Genomic DNA, 17279 nt, shown 5'->3' on the forward strand with positions numbered 1-17279 from the left:
GTGTTCGGCTTACCGTATGCCGTGGTAATCAGTGTTGTTGGCCCAGTATTAGGTCGGCGGCTTTTTCGGCGACGGCGATGACCGGCGCATTGGTGTTGCCACTGGGAATATCCGGGAAAATCGAGGAATCGGCGACACGCAGGCCGTCGATGCCATGAACCCGCAGATCCGTGCCAACCACGGCGCTGTCGGGATTCGGCCCCATGCGGCAGGTGCCGATGGGATGGTAAGTGGTTTTGACGCCGCCGCGAACAAACTGTTCCAGTGCGTTCGCATCGTTCAGCCAGTCGGGGTTGGGCGAGAAAATGTCACGCAGCAGCGGCTGCATGGTGCGCGTGCCGAGGAACTGCAGACCCAGGCGTACGGCGCGCATCTGCGCCGGCAGGTCGTCCGGGTGCGACAGGAAGTTGGCGCGAATGCGTGGCAAGGCTGCCGGATCGGCGCTGGACAGCAGCACTTCTCCTTCGGAGCGCGGGCGCAGGTGGCCGACTTTCAGGGTCAGGCCGTGGGTGCGTCCCTTGCCGACGCCATCCGGGTCATCCCAGGTATCCAGAATGGGCAGGAAGTGGATCTGCACATCAGGGCGGCCTTCTCCATGGGTATCCACGAAGGCGCCGCCTTCCAGCACGTTGGAGCTGACCGGGCCGGAACGGAAGGCCAGCCATTCGATGCCGTTGCGGATGGCGTTGATCCCGCTATCCTGGCCGTACAGGCTGACCGGTTCGCGCGTTTCGGCGTTGACCGACAGGTGCAGGTGGTCTTTGAAGTGCTGGCCCACGGGCAGGTTCTGCACCGGCGTGATGCCGTGCTCCTTCAGGTGTTCGGCCGGGCCGATGCCGGAGAGCATCAGCAGCTTGGGCGAACCGATGGCGCCCGCGCAGACTATCACTTCGCGACGCGCCTTGACCGTTACCGGGGTGCCGTTGCCGCGCCGGTAGGTAACGCCTTCGGCGCGTTTGTTCTGGATGTTGATTTTTTCCACCAGGGCATCAAGGATCAGTTCGAACTGGCCTTTGCCCTGGATGGATTTCAGGTAGGTGCGCGAGGTGCTGGCGCGTTCGCCGCGCAGGGTGGTGGTCTGGTAATAGCCTACGCCCTGCTGCGATTTTCCATTGAAATCGTTGACGTAATCGAGCCCCAGCTCCTGGCCGGCGCGGATGAAGGCCATGGACAGCGGATGACGGTAGCGGTTCTCGCTCACCGGCAACAGGCCATCATTGCCATGGTATTCGCCAGTCAGGCTTTCATGCGCTTCGGCGCGCTTGAAATAAGGCAGCAGGTCGTCGAAGCCCCAACCCGTGCATTGATGCTGCTGCGCCCAGGCGTCGTAATCTTCGCGATGGCCGCGCATGTAGATCATGCCATTGACCGAACTGCTGCCGCCCAGTACCTTGCCTTGCGCCACGATCATCGGGCGGTTCAGGGTTTCCGGGGCCGGGTCGGTCATGTAGGGCCAGGTTTTTTTGGCGATGATCTTGGCGACGCCTGCCGGCATGCGGATCATCAGGTTGTCGTCGCTGCCACCGGCCTCCAGCAGCAACACGCTGCCGCCACCGCGGCGAATGATCTGGGCGGCGATGACGGCGCCGGCGGAACCGGCGCCGATAATGACGTAATCGAATTCCTGGCTGGACATGAATGTCTCCTGGGTTTCTCTTGCCGTCTTGTGGCGGCATCAAAGGTTATTGCTGGTGGGGCAGTGGCCGGTGAGGCCACTGCGTCATCCCATCAGTAGCCCGGGCCTGCGGGCTGTGCCGGTGCGGCAACCTGGCCATCGCCCTTGAAGCGGGCAGCCAGCTGGCCCAGCGCATTGGCGAGCAGGCTGGTATCCACGCCGACGGCGACGAAGGAGCAACCCAGTTCCAGGTAGCGGCGCGCCAGCGCTTCGTTGGCGGACAGGATGCCGGCGGCCTTGCCTGCCTTCACGATCCGGGCGATGCCGTCTTCGATGGCGGCCTGCACATCCGGGTGGCCGGGGTTGCCGCGATGGCCCATGGATGCCGACAGATCGGCGGGGCCGATGAAAACGCCATCGACGCCTTCGACGGCAGCGATTTCGTCGAGGTTTTGCAGCGCGGTCGGGGTTTCCACCTGCAGCAGCAGGCAGATTTCTTCATCGGCGCGGTTCAGGTAATCCGGCACGGTGTTCCAGCGCGAGGCGCGGGCCAGGGCAGCGCCGACACCACGGATGCCGTGCGGCGGGTAGCGCGTGGCGCGTACCAGCTGGCGCGCCTGTTCGGCGTTTTCCACCATGGGCACCAGCAGGGTCTGCGTGCCGATATCGAGCAATTGCTTGATCAGCACGGCGTCGCCAGTGGCAGGGCGCACGATGGGATGGCTGTGATAGGGCGCGACAGCCTGCAGCTGCGCCAGGACAGCACGCAGGTCATTGGGGGCGTGCTCGCCATCGAGCAGCAGCCAGTCGAAGCCGGCGGTGGCGGCGATTTCCGCGCCATAGCCTTCTGCCAGGCCGACCCACAGGCCGATCTGCGGGCGGGCCTTCAGGTTTTTCTTGAAGGTATTGATAGGGAGATCCATGCTCTTCGTACCTCAGACGAAACGGAAGGCGATGGAACCCAGCAGGTCGTAATCGACATGGAAGGTATCGCCGACGCTGCCCGAAACCGGGCGGGTGAAGGAGCCACCCAGGATGGTTTGGCCCGCTTCCAGCGTAACACCGTACGGCGCCAGTTTATTGGCCAGCCAGGCCACGCCCTTGGCAGGGTGGTTGAGCACGGCGGCGGAGACACCGGATTCCTCGATCACGCCATTGCGATACAGAATGGCGGGCACGCGGCGCAGGTCGATGTCGTTGGGGCGCACAGGGCGGCCGCCCAGCACGATGCCGGCGTTGGCGGCATTGTCGGAAATGGTGTCGAAGACCTTGCGGGTCACCTTGGTTTCCGGGTCGATCTGGTGAATGCGCGCGTCGATGATTTCCAGCGCGGGCACCACGTATTCGGTCGCGTCCAGCACGTCGAAAATGGTGCAGCCGGGGCCGCGCAGCGGCTTGCCGAGGATGAAGGCCAGTTCGACTTCCACGCGCGGCACGATGAAGCGGCTGATGGGGATATCGGTACCTTCTTCGAACACCATGTCGTCGAGCAGCGCGCCGTAGTCGGGCTCGGTGATGTTGGAAGAGACCTGCATGGCGCGCGAGGTCAGGCCGATCTTGTGTCCGACCAGGCGGCGCCCGCCGGCGATTTTCTTGGCGACCCAGGCGCGCTGGATGGCGTAGGCGTCTTCAATGGTGATGCCGGGGTATTCCAGCGAGAATTGGCGGATTTGCTTGCCGCTGCGCTCGGCCTCGTCGAGGCGGGCAGCAGCTTGTTCGATGATGTCGGTAGAGAGCATGGAATAAAAGCGATAAGAGGGCGCGGCGCGCGGGAGGGCGGCGTTCAGCCTTTGGCGAACAGGGGGTGCAGGCTGCTGTGCTTGGCGTCATAGACCTGGCCGGTGCCTTCGTCTATCTGCAGCGTGACGCCGACGGGGCGTTGCGCCAGGACGCTATCGAAGTGGCGGCGCAAGGTGGCGAGCAAGGCGTCGCCGACCTGCTTGTGGACCAGGCTGCTGCGGCCGGAACCCATGCGCAGGTTGGCATAGCAGAAGCCGTAGTCGCCCTTGCCGTCGGCTACCGCCGAATAGGCAGCCGGGTAGGCCAGCACGCGTGTGCCGCCCTTGGGAAAAACCGCCTTGCCCTGTTCGTCGCGCTGTTCCAGCATGGTGTCGGCCAGGTCGCGGCAGACGGCGCCGATATCGGCGTCGCGTTCCAGGTCAGGGGTGAAAAGCAGTACGAGGTGAGGCATGGCGAAGTCCGCACTGAGAGATAAAGGAAGCCGGGAAGCCTGTAGGCTTCCCGGTGTGTGGCATCAGAGGCGGGCGGAGGCCGGTACGTAGGCCTGTTGGGTCGCCTGGGCTTCCGGAATCGCAGCCCCGGTCTGAGGTGTCACGGGGAAGATGGCGTTGATCTGGCCGGTGCCCGAGGACGGGAAGTACGGCGTGACCACTTCGACATGGCCGTCATATTCCGACCAGCCCATGGCGCCGAGCAGCATGGCGGTGTCGTGCATGAAGCCTTCGCCGTGGCCCTTGGCAGCGTACTCGGGCAGCATGGCGCAGAAGTCCTGCCATTGGCCGCGTTCCCACATGCGGACGACTTCCTCGTCCAGCGTGCCCAGGAAGGGGCTCCAGATTTTGTCCGAGAAATCAGGCGCCAGGCCGTTCTGGGCGAAGCGGTGCGAGAGCGAACCGCTGGCGAAGAAGGCGACGGTGCCGTCATAGTGGTCTTCCACGGCCTTGCGGAAGGCCCAGCCCAGGCGTGCGCTGTCATTCAGGAAGTGCACGGTGCAGAGCGCGGAAACGGAAATCACCTTGAAGTGCTGATCCGTATTCATGTAGCGCATCGGCACCAGCGTGCCGTATTCCGGTCCCAGCGTGGTCTTGTCGTGCGCCAGGGTTTCGATGCCGTACTCGCGGCCGACCTTCGCCAGGATCTGGCCCAGCTCCGGGTTGCCGGGGAACTCGTACTGCATGTTGCTGATGAAGTGCGGCAGTTCGTTGCTGGTGTAGTTGCCCTTGAAGTGGGGCGCGCAGTTGATGTGATAGCCGGCGTTGACCAGCCAGTGCGTATCGAACACCACGATGGTATCCACGCCCAGCTCGCGGCAACGGCGGCCGATCTCGATGTGGCCGTCGATGGCGGACTGGCGGAAGCCCTTGCGGGGGCCGTCCAGTTCGCTCAGATACATGGACGGAACGTGGGTGATTTTTGCAGCCAGTGCGAGTTTGCCCATAACTGTCTCCTTCCTTGCCTGACGGCAAGGCCTGCCCTGTCATCTGTCGGTTCGGCCCGGCCCCGGCAGGGCACAGGGCGGGCCGTTTTCAGCGCTGTGGATACAGCGTATCAGACTCCCCAGCGGGGAATGTGATGGCTGCCCATAGAAATGCACACGTTTTTGATCTCGGTAAAGACTTCGAGGCTATAGTCGCCGCCTTCGCGTCCCGTGCCCGATGCCTTGACGCCGCCGAAGGGCTGGCGCAGGTCGCGTACGTTCTGGCTGTTGATGAAGACCATGCCGGCTTCGATGCCACGTGCCAGGCGGTGTGCCTTGCCGATATCCTGGGTCCAGATGTAGGAGGCCAGGCCGTATTCCACATCATTGGCCAGGCGCAGGGCGTCGGCTTCGTCCTTGAACTTCATCAGGCAGACCACCGGCCCGAAGATTTCTTCCTGGGCGATGCGCATGCGGTTGTCCACATCGGCGAACACCGTCGGCTGAATGAACTGGCCGTTCTTCAGGTGCTCGGGCAGGTTGGCCGGACGCTCCAGGCCGCCAGCCAGCAGGTTGGCGCCTTCTTCGATACCGATGCGGATGTAGCCCGTCACCTTGTCGTAGTGCTGCTTGGTGATCATCGAGCCGACCTGGGTCTTGGGATCCTGCGGATCGCCGACCAGCAGGCGCTTGGCGCGTGCGGCGAATTCGGCCACGAACTCGTCATAGACCGATTCCTGAATGAAGATGCGGCTGCCGGCAGTGCAGCGCTCGCCATTGAGCGAGAAGATGGTGAACAGGGCTGCGTCCAGCGCACGGTTCAGGTCGGCGTCGGCGAACACCAGCACCGGCGACTTGCCGCCCAGTTCCATCGAATACTTCTTCAGGCCGGCATTGCTCATGATGCGGCGGCCGGTGGCCGTGCCGCCGGTAAAGGAGATGGCGCGCACATCGGGGTGCTGCACCAGCGGTTCGCCCGCCTGGGCGCCATAGCCCTGGATGACGTTGAACACGCCCGGGGGGATGCCGGCTTCGTGTGCCAGGCGGCCCAGTTCATTGGCGGTCAGCGGCGACAGTTCGCTCATCTTCAGGACGGCGGTATTGCCCAGTGCCAGACATGGCGCGGTCTTCCAGGTAGCCGTCATGAACGGCACGTTCCAGGGCGACACCAGCGCGCACACGCCCACCGGCTGGTGCAGCGTGTAGTTCAACATCTGGTCATCGACCGGATAGGTGTGGCCGTTGACGCGGGTGCACACTTCGGCGAAGAAGTTGAAGTTGTGCGAGGCGCGCGGGATCAGGACGTTGCGGGTCTGGTGGATGGGCAGGCCGGTATCCAGGGTTTCCAGTTCCGCGATGCGGCCGACGTTTTCGTCGATCAGGTCGCCCAGGCGGCGCATCAGGCGCGCGCGTTCCTTGGCAGGCGTGGCAGCCCAGCCGGGGAACGCGGCCTTGGCGGCGGCCACGGCGGCATTGACTTCCTCGGCACCGCCACTGGCGACTTCGCCGATGGCTTCGTTGGTGGCCGGGTTGTAGTTGGTGAATGTTTCCTTGCTTTCGACCTCTTGGCCGTTGATCCAGTGCTTGATCATGCTCATGTCGATATCCTGTTGGGTGGCGGGGGCGCCAGGCTCATGCCGGCGCGCCGTTTGAAAAACGCCGGCTCGGGGCCGGGCTGTTCCAGTACTGCGAGGAGCGCAGGCGCTCCGTTCGGTGCATCGTTTTGCCTGCGGCCGGCCGGGGCCGGCTGCAGACGGGTGCTGCGGTTCAGCGATTGTGCTTGGCGAAGAAATCGCTTTCGCTGACGATGAAGTTCACCAGGCGACCCACGCCTTCGACTTCGGTGACGACTTCATCGCCGGGCTTCACATCCGACAGGCCTTCCGGCGTACCGGTGGCGATCATGTCGCCGGGCAGCAGGGTCATGAAGCTGGAGAAGTATTCGATCAGCGTCGGGATGTCGAAAATCATATCCGCCGTCGTGCCTTCCTGGCGCAGCTCGCCATTGACCCAGGTGCGCAGCGTCAGCGCGGCCGGGTTGGGAACGTCGGCGGCGTCCACGATCCACGGGCCCACGGGGGTGGTGGCGTCGCGGTTCTTCACGCGCAGGTTGGGGCGGTAGTAGTTTTCCAGGTAGTCGCGGATGGCGTAGTCGTTGCAGACGGTATAGCCTGCCAGGTACTCCAGCGCGTCTTCCTTGCGCACATTGCGCGCCGGCTTGCCGATCACGGCCACCAGTTCGCACTCGTAGTGCATGTATTCGACGTTGTCGGGGCGCCAGGTCTGCTGGCGGTGGCCGGTATAGGTATTGGGTGCCTTGACGAAGGCCAGCGGCTCCGTGGGCGGCTTGAAGGCCAGCTCGCGGGCGTGGTCGGCGTAGTTCAGGCCCAGCGCGAACATGCTGCCGCTGGCGGGCGGCAGCCATTCGACGTCCTGCTCTGCCAGGCGCGTGCCGTCCTGCAGCACGACTTCGATCTTGCCGCCGATGTCCTCGACGGTGACATGGACGGGCTGGCCCTGGTGACGGATGATGGCGCGTTTCATGTCAGTTCTTCTCCTGTTCCTGCACGACGACGTTGCGCAGTTTGCCCAGGCCGTCGATCTCGACGATGACTTCGTCACCGGGTTCGACGTCCACGCGGCCTTCCGGCGTGCCGGTGATCAGCACGTCGCCTTCATTGAGCGTCATGAATTCGCTCAGTGTTTCGATCAGTTCGGGAATGGTGCGTACCCAGTTCGCCGTCGAGTTCTGCTGGCGCAGTTCGCCATTGACGAACACGCGCAGGCCGAGCTGGTTGACGTCGGCGATGTCGGCGGCAGGCACCAGGGCCGGGCCGATGGCGCAGAAGCCATCGCGGCACTTGGCCTTGACCGCCGGACGGTAGTAGCTGTCTTCGGGCAGGCTGAATTCGTTGACGATCACATAGCCCGCCACATGCGACATGGCATCGGCGGCCTTGACGCGGCTGGCGCGCTTGCCGATCACCACGCCCAGCGCCGGGCCGGGCTGCAGACGCGCATCATGCGGTTTGGCGACCTGGCCGCCGTCCTGGTTGCGCGTATTGGGGGTTTTGATGAACAGCACGGGTTTGACCGGCGGCCGCTGGTAGGGCGGCTGCTGGAATTCTTCCAGGCGGCTGTCGAGCAGGCCGCGATAGTTCAAGGCGATACCGAACAGGGTGCCCCGTGTGGCGTCGCTGAGCGAAGGATGGGTCGATGATGTCATGGGTGCTCCGAGCCCGGCGTATTCAGCGGGTTTCCCCAGTCTGAAGAGAGGCTGGCAGGCCGCCGGGCATGTGCCTCATTTAATTAACATGTTAATCATTATGGGGATGGCGCGGATGCATTGTCAACCATGCAGGAAAGGGGGGCGGGTTATCCCTTATGCGACTAGAATCCTATTGACACCAAAACACCAAGTAATTAACTTGTTAACAAAATTGATTTTCACAATAGACCGGTCCGAGGCGCATGATGCCGTCCCGTCTGCCGGTCAAATCCTTCACGGAGACAAGGCGATGAAACTGTCCAGACTGGCAGCCATCTGCGCAATGACTGCAGCCGCTAGCACCGCTATGGCAGCAGAAAATGTGACCCTCAAAATCGCGCACTTCCTGCCTGCCGCTTCCAATGCGCAGGCCAATGTGATCGAGCCGTGGTGCGCCAAGCTCAAGACTGAATCCGAAGGCCGTATCAACTGCCAGATCTATCCGTCCATGCAATTGGGTGGCACGCCGGCCCAGCTGGCCGATATGGCCCGCAATGGCGTGGCCGACATCGTCTGGACGGCGCCGGCGTATTCGGCAGGCAAGTTCCCGACCCTGGAAGTGCTGGAACTGCCGTTCATGCTGCCTTATGGTGGTGTGAAGGGTAATGACCTGATCTGGAAGTTCTACCAGGAACATGGTCAGGACGACTTCAAGGATTACAAGGTACTGGCCATGTTCGGTGACGGCGGCATGGATATCCACTCGCGTCCGCGCGCCGTGCGTACCCTGGAAGACTTCAAGGGCCTGAAGCTGCGCGCCTCGAGCCGCACGGTGGCCCGTACGCTGGAAGCCCTGGGTGCCACGCCCGTGAGCATGCCGCCGGCGCAGATGACCGAAGCCATTTCCAAGGGCGTGGTCGATGGCGCGCTGGGTGCCTGGGAAGTCGTGCCTTCCACCAAGCTGGAAGAAGTCACGCGCTATCACAGCGCTATGGCCGAGGGCGAGCCCGCCATTGGCTACACCGTGCTGTCCATGCTGATGAACAAGCGCAAGTATGATCAGATGCCGGCCGACCTGAAGGAAATCCTCGACCGCAACAGCGGCGACGCGCTGGTGCGCGACTTCGGCGTGGCCTGGGACGAAGCGACCCGCAAGGCCAAGGACATGGTTACGGCCGACAAGATCATTGCGATCGAGCCGGAGAACTATGAAGTCATGCGCAAGGCGACGGATGCTGTCGGCCAGGAATGGGTAGCGGACTACAACAAGCGTGGCAAGAAGGACGGCGCCGAGCTGTTCGAAGCCGCGCGTGGCCTGCTGGCTCAGTAACACTCCGCTGAACTGCATACGAGTACGTTCATGAACGAAGCTTTCCCAACAGGGATGGATCCGTCCACCCTGTCCCTGCCCAGCCGCCTGCACAGGCTGCTGGAGCCCGTCTGCCGGTGGTTCGCCCTGGCAGGCGGCCTGGTTCTGGTGGCCCTGATCATCATGTCCCTGATCTCCCTGGTCGGTCGCAAGCTGTTCGCGACCCCCATCCGGGGCGACATGGAACTGATGGAAATGGGCGCCGCCATCGCTATCGCCGCCTTCTTGCCGCTGTGCGAATTGCATGGCCGGCATATCAAGGCGGATGCCTTCACCCTGTGGGCGCCCGACCGTGTCAATCGTCGTCTGGATATCTTCGCCCACCTGCTGATGTTCCTGGCAGCGGCCTTGCTGACCTGGCGCACGTTCCTGCAAATGCAGGACAACATGGAATACGGCGACGTATCCACGCTGTTGTCCGTACCCATGTGGATTCCGATGATGCTTTTGCTTCCCAGCCTGGCGTTGCTGGCGCTGGCCGCGCTGGCGCGCATCCTTGACCTGCTGAAGATCGGCAGGGAAGAAACGGCGGCAGCCGCGCAGCAAGGGGTGCAAGCATGAGCGGCATGACCCTTGGATTGATTGCGCTGGCTTTCACGCTGGTGCTGCTGGTCTTGCGCGTGCATATCGGCCTGACCATGCTGGCGGGCGGCATCCTGTGCTACTGGGCCGTCAATGACGGTGATTTGTCGGGCCTGCTGTTCACGCTCAACAATCTGGCCTATGCGCGCCTGTCGAACTACGATCTGGCGGTGATTCCGCTGTTCGTGCTGATGGGGCAGTTTGCGACCCATGGCGGCCTGTCGCGCGCCATTTTCCGGTGCGCATCGGCATTCGTCGGGCACCAGAAGGGCGGCATCGGCATGTCGGCAATCGGCGCCTGCGCCGGTTTCGGCGCCATTTGCGGCTCCTCGCTGGCAACGGCCGCCACCATGAGCCACGTGATCCTGCCGGAACTGCGCCGCAACGGCTACCCCGGCCCGCTGGCCTCGGCGACGGTTGCCGTCGGCGGTACGCTGGGTATCCTGATTCCGCCGTCCGTGCCGCTGATCGTTTATGCGGTGTTGACCCAGGAATCCATTGCCAAGCTGTTCGTGGCAGCCGTAATCCCCGGTACCATCGCCATCATCGGCTATCTGATCGTGCTGCGCATCATCGTCAGCCGGCGGAACATCACCACTGAACTGACCAAGGCGCCGCTGGTTGAGCGCGTCAAGGCTTTCATTGGTATTCTGCCTGTGATCGGCGTGTTCCTGGTCGTGATCGTCGGTATCTACGGCGGTTGGTCCAACCCGACCGAAGCTGCTGCCATCGGTGCTTCTGCCTGCGGCATTCTGGCTGTGCTCCAGGGTGGCATGCGCTGGCCCGGCCTGCGCGCCAGTATCCTGGGCACCGCGGAAACGACAGCCATGATCTTCCTGGTGCTGCTGGGCGCTGACTTGCTCAACTCTGGCATGGCGCTGACGCAAATGCCGGCGGAACTGGCTGCCCGCATCAGCGAGTCCGGCCTGTCGCCCATGCTGGTCATTGCGGCCATTCTGGTGATCTACCTGATCCTGGGTTGCCTGATGGATTCGCTGGCCATGCTGCTGCTGACCATTCCCATTTTCTTCCCCATTGTGATGGGGCTGGATATGCCGGAGCTGATGGGTGAAAACCGCGCCATCTGGTTCGGTATCCTGGCACTGATGGTGGTGGAGATCGGGTTGATCGTGCCGCCGCACGGCATGAACCTGTTCATTGTGCAGCGTGCTGCGCCGGATGTGCCGTTCATGGCCTCGGCCAAGGCAGTGGTGCCGTTCCTGATTTCGGACTTCATCCGGATCGGCCTGTTGCTGGTCTTCCCTGGCCTGGCGCTCTGGTTGTTGCAGTTCTGATCGAACGGGCCCGTTTGCTCGGGCCCGGCGTGCCGGCGGCAATGCCGTTTTGCTGCTGGCACCGCGAATACGCAAGGGCCCGAAGAGGCATTCCGCTTCTTCGGGCCATTTTCATGGGTGAATGGCGGTGTGCCGTGGCTATCAGGCATGCTGGCAAAAGGGGGCGGTGAGCATGGGCCTGAGTACAAGTACGGCCGGGGTGGCGGCGGCAGGGCAGGGGCGTGCGCCGCAAGGCGGTTCCCGGCTGATCGTGATCCTGGCGGCGCTGGCTGCCTTCGGGCCGTTGTCCATCGACATGTATCTGCCTGCGTTGCCGGAGATCGCCGCGGCGCTGGGGGTGGATACCGGGAAAATCCAATCCACCATTGGCGTGTTTCTGGCCGGTTTTGGTATAGGCATGCTGTTCTACGGTCCTTTGTCGGATCGCTATGGCCGGCGCCGCTTGTTGCTGGGGGGCGTTACGCTCTATGTGATTGCCAGTATCGGCTGCCTGCTGGCGGTGTCGGCCGGACAGCTCATAGGCTGGCGGCTGTTGCAGGCACTGGGCGGCGCGGGCGCGTCGGTATTGGCGCGAGCCGTGGTGCGGGATGCCTTTCCCATCGGCAAGGCTGCCACGGTGCTGTCCTGGATGCATATGATCACCATGGTGGCGACCCTCGTGGCGCCGCTGCTGGGCAGCCTGTTGTTGAGCGTGCTGGGGTGGCGGGCCGTATTCGGGGCCTTGGCGGTGCTGGCGGCCTCGGTTTGGCTGGCCGTGCTGCTGCGCGTGCCGGAAACCTTGCCGCCGGGCGAGCGCAAGGATTCGGTGCTGGCGGCGTTCAAATCGTACGGCGAGATTCTGCGCCGTTCTCGCGCGCTGGCCTGCATCCTGGCAATGGGTTTTACCTTTGGCGGCATGTTCGCCTACATCACGGCTTCGCCGTTTGTTTATATCGAGTATTTCGACCTGTCGCCGCGTAGCTATGCCTGGTTGTTCAGCCTGAATATCGCCGGTGTCATGGTGATGACCTATACCAATACACGTCTGCTCAAGCGCCGCGAGCCCCGGCAATTGTTGCGCCTGGGCGGCAGCATCGCGGCCTTGGCAGGTATCGCGCTCTTGCTCGCCTGCAGTTTGGGGGGCGCCGCCGGCCTGCCGTGGATTGTCGTGGCCATGCTGGCATTTTTCAGCGTAACGGGCATGATGGGGGCCAATGCGCTGGCCTGCCTGCTGGCCTGGTATCCGCAGCAGGCTGGTGCGGCTACTGGTCTGGCGGTGGCGCTGCAGTTCGGGCTGGGGGCGGTCTTTAATGCACTGGTGGCATGGCTGCACGACGGGACGCCGCTGGCCATGGGCGTAGGCGTATGCTGCGCCGGTCTGGTGGCCTGCGCATCCGCTTGGTGGGCAGGCCGTCCCGGATAGGCATAAAATAGGATGAAGCGCCGCTGTTTTGGCGTGCGCTGCAAAAGGCCCGGTTGCCTGGTTGCTGGCGACTGGCTGCCATTTGCCACAGGAGGATTCATTATGCGTGCAGCTGCAGTTTTCTCTCTCTTGCTGAAGGCTTCGGCCGGGCTGGCAGTGCTGGCTGCGCCTGTTGCCGTGCTGGCCCAGGCCCAGGTGCAAGCCAAGTCCTCGGGCGAAGTGCGGCGCGTGGACGCCAGTAACGGCAAGGTGACGATCAAGCACGGCGCGATTCCCGAACTGGAACTGGGTGCGATGACGCTGGTGTATCGCATCAATCCCGAGTTGCTGGTGCTGGTCAACCCTGGCGACAAGATCCGCTTTACCGCCACGCGCAAGGACGGGCAATACTGGGTGATTGAGATCGACCGCTGAGGCAGTGGTGGTGCCACTGCTCCCGGAGCGTGGCCGAGAAAAAGCCCGCTGCTTGAACGCCCCACAAGGGGAATCGTTCAGGCGACGGGCTTCTGAAGGGCGGGCCAGCGCGGCCCGCCTTTTTTCATGCCGGAATGTTTACAGCACGTAGCGTGCCAGGTCTTCGCTGCCGGCGGTTTCCGCCAGGCGCTGATTGACGTAGCTGGTGTCGATCACGACCTTGCCATGGTGGCCGGAGGCATCGAAGGAAATCTCTTCGAGCAATTTTTCCATGATGGTATAGAGGCGGCGCGCGCCGATGTTTTCGGTACGCTCATTGACTTCGGATGCCAGCTCGGCCAGGCGGCGGATGCCATCCTCGGTAAATTCCAGCTCCACGCCTTCGGTGCCCAGCAGCGCCGTGTATTGCTTGACCAGCGAGGCGTCGGTTTCCTTCAGGATGCGGACAAAATCCTCGGCGCTCAGGGAATCGAGTTCCACACGGATAGGCAGGCGGCCTTGCAGTTCTGGGATCAGATCCGACGGGCGGGCCAGATGGAAGGCGCCTGATGCGATGAAGAGGATATGATCGGTACGCACCATGCCATAGCGGGTGTTGACGGTCGTGCCTTCGATCAGCGGCAGCAGGTCGCGCTGCACGCCCTGGCGCGACACATCACCGCCGCTCTGTTCCTGGCGGGTGGCGATTTTGTCGATTTCATCCAGGAACACAATGCCATTCTGCTCCACGCTGGTAATGGCGTTGCGGCGCAGGTCGTCTTCATTGATCTTCTTGCCGGCTTCTTCATCGACCAGCAGCTTGAAGGCTTCCTTGACGGTCATCTTGCGCGGTTTGGTACGTTCCTTGGCCAGTCCGGCGAACATGCCGCGCAGCTGCTCGGTCATGTCTTCCATTCCCGGCGGGCCCATGATGTCCATTTGCGGCAGCGGCTGGGCGACGTCGATTTCGATTTCGGTGTCGTCCAGCTGGCCTTCGCGCAAACGCTTGCGGAAGACCTGGCGCGCGGTGTTTTCCTCGCGCTGGGGATTGCCGTTGCCATCACGTGCTGGCGGAATCAGGACATCCAGAATGCGGTCTTCGGCAGCATCTTCGGCCAGGGTGCGCACACGTTGCATTTCGCGTTCGCGGGTTTGCTTGATGGCATATTCCACCAGGTCGCGGATGATGGTGTCCACATCGCGGCCGACATAGCCGACTTCCGTGAATTTGGTGGCTTCGATCTTGATGAAGGGGGCGCCGGCCAGCTTGGCCAGGCGGCGGGCAATTTCGGTTTTGCCGACGCCGGTCGGGCCGATCATCAGGATGTTCTTGGGATGAATTTCATGGCGCAGCGGTTCGGCAACCTGCTGGCGGCGCCAGCGGTTGCGCAGTGCCACGGCGACGGCGCGCTTGGCTCGGTGCTGGCCGATGATGAATTTGTCGAGTTCGGAGACGATCTCTCCGGGCGTCATGTTCGAAGCGGACATGTGGGGCTATCCTGGGATGAGGGGAGGCTGGCGCAGTGCAGGGACGCAAGGTGGCGTAAAAGGCCGTGTCGCGCAGACGGCGTTCAGTCTTCCAGAATTTCGATGATGTGGTTCTGGTTGGTATAGATGCAGAGGTCGCCGGCGATTTCCAGCGATTTCTTGACGATGGTTTCCGGCGCCATGTCGGTATTGTGCAGCAGCGCCAGTGCGGCGGACTGCGCATAGGAGCCGCCGGAACCGATGGCGGCCAGGCTGTGTTCGGGTTCGAGCACATCGCCGTTGCCGGTCAGCACCAGCGTGTGATCCTTGTCGGCGACGATGAGCATGGCTTCCAGGCGGCGCAGTACGCGGTCGGTGCGCCAGTCACGGGTCAGTTCGACCGCCGCGCGCATCAGGTGGCCCTGGTGCTTCTCCAGCTTGGCTTCGAAGCGTTCCTGCAGCGTGAAGGCGTCGGCCGTGGCGCCTGCGAATCCGGCCAGGACTTTGCCGTGGTACAGGCGGCGGATTTTGCGGGCCGTTCCCTTGATGACGACATTGCCCAGCGTGACCTGGCCGTCGCCGCCCAGCGCGACGCGGTTGCCGCGGCGGACGCAGAGAATGGTTGTGGCGTGAAATTGTTCCATGGCGAATTCTTCCGGTGATTCTGTGGCGGTGCAATGTTCCTGGTGCCTCTGCCGCCTGGGCCGCTGCCGGGCCGGAGCGGCGGCAGGGGCGGGGCAATCAGGCTGCCCAGGGACAGTCCGTGCCCTCTACATGGGGACGATGTCGGGCAATTCAAGCGCTGCTTGCCGGAGGAAGCCTGCGGGCAGCGCGATGGGAGCCGGAAAAAACAAAGGCGGCGCCCTGACGGGTGCCGCCTTTGCGGTAGGGATGGCCCCGGTGGGATTAGTCGCCGAACATCTTCTGCCGCATTTCACGGCGTTCCTGGGCTTCCAGCGACAGCGTGGCGGTCGGACGTGCCAGCAGGCGGGGAATGCCGATGGGCTCGCCGGTTTCTTCGCACCAGCCATATTCGCCGCTGTCGATGCGGGCAATGGACTGCTGCACTTTCTTCAGCAGCTTGCGCTCGCGGTCGCGCGTGCGCAGTTCCAGCGCATGCTCTTCCTCGATCGTGGCGCGGTCGGCGGGATCAGGGACGAACTGCGTTTCCCTGAGGTTTTCCGTTGTGGCGCCGGCATTGTTCAGGATGTCCTGTTCGATCTGGCGGAGCCGGTTGCGGAAGAAAGCCAGCTGTACGTCGTTCATGTAGTCCGACTCGGGCATGGCCAGCAGCTCTTGTTCCGTGGGCAGGTCGATGACTTCGGCGTTGCCAGCAACCGGGTTCGTTTCTTGGTTTGCAGCCTTGGTAGCCATGAAAAACACTCCGTCTTGATGATGTTACGGCGTCGTGTCGGGGCTGATCACTCTGAATGCGCAACCTGCATACTGCCGGTGGACGTTTCCAGGCGTGGCCCGCCCCTTATTTCGCCAGGCACTGCTCCAGCCCTTGGGTAAAGATTTCCTTGGGCAACTTACGACCGATAAACACCAGTTTGGTGGATTTCTTTTCCTGCGCACCCCAGGGTTTGCCGGGCTCTGCGCCCATCAGCATGTGAACGCCCTGGAACAGCATACGGCGGTTCACGCCCTTGAGGTACAGGATTCCCTTGTAGCGCAGCAGGTCAGGACCATAAACCTCCAGCACGCCACCCAGGAATTCTTCCAGCAGGCCCGGATCGAAGGGCTTGTCGGAACGGAAGATGAAAGCGCCGATCTCGTCGTCGTGGGCGGGATGGGCGTGGTCATGGTGATGGCAGTTCGGGCCGCATTCGTGGCCTTCGTCATCATCATGACCATGGTGATGGTGCTCATGGCCGTGATCGTGATGATCGTGGCCGTGGTGGCCATGGTCATGGTGATCATGATCGTGGGCGGCATCGGGATGGGTATCCGACAGGAACGCCGGATCCAGCTCCAGAATGGAGTCGATGTTGAAGCCGCTGATGTCCAGGATCTTGTTCAGATCGGTGTCGCCAAAATTGACGGGTTCGATGGGTGCGCGCGGGTTGATGCGCACCAGGCGATGACGCAGGGCGTCGTAGTCGGCCTGATTCACCAGGTCTTTCTTGGACACCAGGATGCGGTCGGCAAAGCCGATCTGTTTCTGGGCTTCAGGCTGGCGATCCAGCGTTTCCATGCCGTGCTTGGCATCGACGATGGTGACGACGGCATCCAGGCGGTAGTAGCCGGCGACTTCGTCGTCCATGAAGAAGGTCTGGCACACCGGGCCGGGGTTGGCCAGGCCGGTGGTTTCAATAATGACGCGCTCGAACTGGATGGCGCCACTGTCACGGCGCTGCTTCAGGTCAAGCAGGGCGCGCAGCAGGTCGCCGCGCACGGTGCAGCAGACGCAGCCGTTGTTCAGTTCGACGATCTGTTCGTCGCTGTCCTGAACCAGCAGGTCGTTATCAATGCTTTCCGGCCCGAATTCGTTTTCGATGACAGCGATGCGGCGGCCATGATGCTCCGTCAGGATACGCTTGAGCAGCGTCGTCTTGCCTGCGCCAAGAAAGCCTGTCAGGACAGTGACGGGGACCATTTGTTCGAGTCTGAGCGGTTGATTCATGCTTGGCCGGTTCTTGCCTGAAGTGACGGACTTGCCCATCGAAAATGCAGGCTGGAACGTCCTCGGTAACGTATAGGGAACGCTGGATTACATCACAGCATGGCGAGTTGGGCAAACTTTTAGCATACCGGCGCGGCGTAAGGCTGTAACCACGGGTTATATCGC

Annotated in this window: 17 protein-coding genes; 5 read left to right on the forward strand and 12 right to left on the reverse strand. The window is 62.8% G+C overall.

The features are described 5' to 3' along the window. Positions 1–28: 28 nt before the first annotated feature. The 8 genes from ACNA1V_RS07755 to ACNA1V_RS07790 all read right to left on the reverse strand — a co-directional run bounded on the left by ACNA1V_RS07755 (position 29) and on the right by ACNA1V_RS07790 (position 7998). A complete protein-coding gene (locus tag ACNA1V_RS07755; RefSeq protein ID WP_415833021.1) occupies positions 29–1636 on the reverse strand; it encodes a GMC family oxidoreductase in 1608 nt (535 codons plus the stop codon). 92 nt (positions 1637–1728) lie between these two features. Then, positions 1729–2538: a 4-hydroxy-2-oxoheptanedioate aldolase gene (gene hpaI / locus ACNA1V_RS07760; protein ID WP_415833022.1), complete on the reverse strand. Its 810-nt coding sequence runs from the start codon at positions 2536–2538 to the stop codon at positions 1729–1731. 12 nt (positions 2539–2550) lie between these two features. Next, entirely contained in the window at positions 2551–3354 is an 804-nt protein-coding gene (gene hpaH, locus ACNA1V_RS07765) for a 2-oxo-hept-4-ene-1,7-dioate hydratase (RefSeq protein ID WP_415833023.1), read from the reverse strand. A 44-nt stretch (positions 3355–3398) separates the two neighbouring features. Then, positions 3399–3806 carry a 5-carboxymethyl-2-hydroxymuconate isomerase gene (locus ACNA1V_RS07770; protein ID WP_415833025.1) on the reverse strand — a complete coding sequence of 136 codons (408 nt, stop codon included), beginning with the start codon at positions 3804–3806 and terminating at the stop codon, positions 3399–3401. A gap of 63 nt (positions 3807–3869) precedes the next feature. After that, positions 3870–4793 carry a 3,4-dihydroxyphenylacetate 2,3-dioxygenase gene (gene hpaD, locus ACNA1V_RS07775; RefSeq protein ID WP_415833026.1) on the reverse strand — a complete coding sequence of 308 codons (924 nt, stop codon included), beginning with the start codon at positions 4791–4793 and terminating at the stop codon, positions 3870–3872. Between the two features lie 110 nt (positions 4794–4903). Then, positions 4904–6364 carry a 5-carboxymethyl-2-hydroxymuconate semialdehyde dehydrogenase gene (hpaE, locus tag ACNA1V_RS07780; protein ID WP_415833075.1) on the reverse strand — a complete coding sequence of 487 codons (1461 nt, stop codon included), beginning with the start codon at positions 6362–6364 and terminating at the stop codon, positions 4904–4906. Positions 6365–6539: 175 nt separating this feature from the next. After that, positions 6540–7316 (reverse strand): fumarylacetoacetate hydrolase family protein, encoded by a 777-nt coding sequence (locus ACNA1V_RS07785; protein ID WP_278857122.1) that lies wholly within the window; start codon positions 7314–7316, stop codon positions 6540–6542. Position 7317: 1 nt separating this feature from the next. Continuing rightward, a complete protein-coding gene (locus ACNA1V_RS07790) occupies positions 7318–7998 on the reverse strand; it encodes a fumarylacetoacetate hydrolase family protein (RefSeq protein WP_415833027.1) in 681 nt (226 codons plus the stop codon). A gap of 364 nt (positions 7999–8362) precedes the next feature. On the opposite strand from ACNA1V_RS07790, the gene ACNA1V_RS07795 reads away from it, so the two are divergent. From ACNA1V_RS07795 to ACNA1V_RS07815, 5 genes are all read left to right on the forward strand, one after another. Then, complete coding sequence (locus ACNA1V_RS07795) at positions 8363–9310, forward strand: TRAP transporter substrate-binding protein (protein WP_415833028.1); 948 nt, start codon at positions 8363–8365, stop codon at positions 9308–9310. A gap of 30 nt (positions 9311–9340) precedes the next feature. After that, on the forward strand, positions 9341–9910 hold the full coding sequence (locus ACNA1V_RS07800; protein ID WP_415833029.1) for a TRAP transporter small permease: 570 nt from the start codon (positions 9341–9343) through the stop codon (positions 9908–9910). Beyond that, a complete protein-coding gene (locus tag ACNA1V_RS07805; protein WP_415833030.1) occupies positions 9907–11226 on the forward strand; it encodes a TRAP transporter large permease in 1320 nt (439 codons plus the stop codon). Before ACNA1V_RS07800 ends, ACNA1V_RS07805 begins: the two co-directional genes overlap by 4 nt. 172 nt (positions 11227–11398) lie before the next feature. Next, positions 11399–12628, forward strand: coding sequence for a Bcr/CflA family multidrug efflux MFS transporter (locus ACNA1V_RS07810; RefSeq protein WP_415833031.1), 1230 nt, complete (start codon positions 11399–11401; stop codon positions 12626–12628). A gap of 102 nt (positions 12629–12730) precedes the next feature. After that, positions 12731–13042 (forward strand): copper-binding protein, encoded by a 312-nt coding sequence (locus tag ACNA1V_RS07815; RefSeq protein ID WP_415833032.1) that lies wholly within the window; start codon positions 12731–12733, stop codon positions 13040–13042. 138 nt (positions 13043–13180) lie between these two features. Here ACNA1V_RS07815 and hslU read toward each other — a convergent pair whose 3' ends face one another. The 4 genes from hslU to ACNA1V_RS07835 all read right to left on the reverse strand — a co-directional run bounded on the left by hslU (position 13181) and on the right by ACNA1V_RS07835 (position 17114). Continuing rightward, positions 13181–14509 (reverse strand): ATP-dependent protease ATPase subunit HslU, encoded by a 1329-nt coding sequence (gene hslU, locus ACNA1V_RS07820; RefSeq protein ID WP_415833033.1) that lies wholly within the window; start codon positions 14507–14509, stop codon positions 13181–13183. 83 nt (positions 14510–14592) lie between these two features. Continuing rightward, positions 14593–15132, reverse strand: coding sequence for an ATP-dependent protease subunit HslV (gene hslV / locus ACNA1V_RS07825; protein ID WP_415833034.1), 540 nt, complete (start codon positions 15130–15132; stop codon positions 14593–14595). A gap of 262 nt (positions 15133–15394) precedes the next feature. After that, positions 15395–15772 (reverse strand): RNA polymerase-binding protein DksA, encoded by a 378-nt coding sequence (gene dksA / locus ACNA1V_RS07830; RefSeq protein WP_193755146.1) that lies wholly within the window; start codon positions 15770–15772, stop codon positions 15395–15397. 196 nt (positions 15773–15968) lie between these two features. Next, positions 15969–17114, reverse strand: coding sequence for a CobW family GTP-binding protein (locus tag ACNA1V_RS07835; protein ID WP_415833035.1), 1146 nt, complete (start codon positions 17112–17114; stop codon positions 15969–15971). Positions 17115–17279 lie beyond the last annotated feature (165 nt).

The organism is Kerstersia similis (genome assembly GCF_965139615.1).
GTDB lineage: Bacteria > Pseudomonadota > Gammaproteobacteria > Burkholderiales > Burkholderiaceae_B > Kerstersia > Kerstersia similis.

What these genes read in the sequence shown, in the direction of transcription:
- hpaI (WP_415833022.1), bottom strand. Translation starts at nt 2,538, where the DNA reads ATGGATCTCCCTATCAATACCTTCAAGAAAAACCTGAAGGCCCGCCCG.
- ACNA1V_RS07810 (WP_415833031.1), top strand. Translation starts at nt 11,399, where the DNA reads ATGGGCCTGAGTACAAGTACGGCCGGGGTGGCGGCGGCAGGGCAGGGG.
- ACNA1V_RS07815 (WP_415833032.1), top strand. Translation starts at nt 12,731, where the DNA reads ATGCGTGCAGCTGCAGTTTTCTCTCTCTTGCTGAAGGCTTCGGCCGGG.
- ACNA1V_RS07805 (WP_415833030.1), top strand. Translation starts at nt 9,907, where the DNA reads ATGAGCGGCATGACCCTTGGATTGATTGCGCTGGCTTTCACGCTGGTG.
- ACNA1V_RS07755 (WP_415833021.1), bottom strand. Translation starts at nt 1,636, where the DNA reads ATGTCCAGCCAGGAATTCGATTACGTCATTATCGGCGCCGGTTCCGCC.
- ACNA1V_RS07790 (WP_415833027.1), bottom strand. Translation starts at nt 7,998, where the DNA reads ATGACATCATCGACCCATCCTTCGCTCAGCGACGCCACACGGGGCACC.
- dksA (WP_193755146.1), bottom strand. Translation starts at nt 15,772, where the DNA reads ATGCCCGAGTCGGACTACATGAACGACGTACAGCTGGCTTTCTTCCGC.
- ACNA1V_RS07800 (WP_415833029.1), top strand. Translation starts at nt 9,341, where the DNA reads ATGAACGAAGCTTTCCCAACAGGGATGGATCCGTCCACCCTGTCCCTG.
- hpaE (WP_415833075.1), bottom strand. Translation starts at nt 6,364, where the DNA reads ATGATCAAGCACTGGATCAACGGCCAAGAGGTCGAAAGCAAGGAAACA.
- hpaD (WP_415833026.1), bottom strand. Translation starts at nt 4,793, where the DNA reads ATGGGCAAACTCGCACTGGCTGCAAAAATCACCCACGTTCCGTCCATG.
- hslV (WP_415833034.1), bottom strand. Translation starts at nt 15,132, where the DNA reads ATGGAACAATTTCACGCCACAACCATTCTCTGCGTCCGCCGCGGCAAC.
- hpaH (WP_415833023.1), bottom strand. Translation starts at nt 3,354, where the DNA reads ATGCTCTCTACCGACATCATCGAACAAGCTGCTGCCCGCCTCGACGAG.
- ACNA1V_RS07835 (WP_415833035.1), bottom strand. Translation starts at nt 17,114, where the DNA reads ATGAATCAACCGCTCAGACTCGAACAAATGGTCCCCGTCACTGTCCTG.
- ACNA1V_RS07770 (WP_415833025.1), bottom strand. Translation starts at nt 3,806, where the DNA reads ATGCCTCACCTCGTACTGCTTTTCACCCCTGACCTGGAACGCGACGCC.
- ACNA1V_RS07785 (WP_278857122.1), bottom strand. Translation starts at nt 7,316, where the DNA reads ATGAAACGCGCCATCATCCGTCACCAGGGCCAGCCCGTCCATGTCACC.
- hslU (WP_415833033.1), bottom strand. Translation starts at nt 14,509, where the DNA reads ATGTCCGCTTCGAACATGACGCCCGGAGAGATCGTCTCCGAACTCGAC.